The 1,279-nt window shown below is 63.4% G+C and carries 1 protein-coding gene; it reads left to right on the top strand.

Annotation, left to right across the window (positions count from 1 at the left end):
• A partial coding sequence (locus AC5Y5W_RS24905; RefSeq protein WP_500022660.1) for an AMP-binding protein occupies nt 1-1,279 on the top strand: 1,279 nt, incomplete at both ends.

The following is a 1,279-nucleotide window of genomic DNA, read 5'->3' as shown; positions in this document are numbered from 1 at the left end:
GCTCGCGGTGTTGCTGGCCAAACTAAGCGCCAGTTCCGATGTGGCGGTGGGGTTCCCGATCGCGGGACGACGTGACCCGGTCTTGGATGAGTTGGTCGGCTTTTTCGTCAACACCTTGGTGTTGCGCGTCGATGTGGCCGGGGATCCCACCGTGTCGGAGTTGTTGGCGCAGGTGCGCTCACGCAGCCTGGTCGCCTACGAGCATCAAGATGTGCCCTTCGAGGTCCTCGTCGAGCGGCTCAACCCGACCCGGTCGTTGACTTATCACCCGCTGGTCCAAGTGGTGCTGGCCTGGCAGAACTTCGCCGGGGATCCCGTCGCCGGTCTAGGGTTGGGTGATTTGGAGCTGACTCCGCTGCCGGTGGATACCCACACTGCCCGAATGGATTTGACGTTCTCGCTTGCGGAACGTTTCACCGAGGACGGGGAGCTTGCCGGGATCGCTGGCACGGTCGAGTTTCGCACCGATGTGTTCGACACTGCCAGCATCGACGCACTGGTTGAGCGCTTGCAGCGAGTGTTGATGGCGCTGACCGCCGACCCGGCTCGGCGGGTGTCGTCGATCGATGTGCTCGATGCCGGTGAGCACGCCCGCCTCGATGAGGTCGGCAACCGCGCGGTACTGAGCTTGCCGGCCCAGGTTGGGGAGTCGATTCCCGCGGTGTTCGCCACGCAGGTGGCGCGCACACCGGAGGTGGTGGCCTTGACCTTTGATGGCCGCTCGATGAGCTACCGGGAGCTTGACGAGGCGTCGAATCGATTGGCTCACTTGTTGTTTGAGCATGGTGCCGGTGCGGGACAGTCTGTGGCGCTGCTGATGGAGCGTTCCGCCGAAGCGATTGTGGCGATGCTGGCGGTCCTGAAGACGGGGGCAGCGTATCTGGCGATCGACCCCGGCCATCCCGATGCCCGGATCGGGTTCGTGGTGGCCGATGCCGCGCCGATCGCCGCGCTCACTACCACCGATCTGGCCAAACGGCTCGATGGTCATGATCTGCTGATCGTCGATATCGACGACCCACGCATCGATTCCTATCCGTGTATTGGGTTGGCGGCTCCTGCGGCGGACGACATCGCGTATTTGATTTACACCTCGGGTACCACCGGAATGCCCAAAGGCGTGGCGGTTGCTCATCGCAACGTGGTCGGGCTGCTGGCAACGTTGGATGCTGACCTGGAGTTGTCGGCAGGGCAAGTCTGGACGCAGTGTCATTCGTTGGCGTTCGACTTCTCGGTGTGGGAGATCTTCGGTGCGCTGCTGCATGGGGGGCGCCTGGTG

This window comes from Mycobacterium sp. NGS51 (assembly GCF_059812525.1).
The sequence above is the reverse complement of the archived record's forward strand: the minus strand, read 5'-3'. Positions and strand labels throughout refer to the sequence as shown.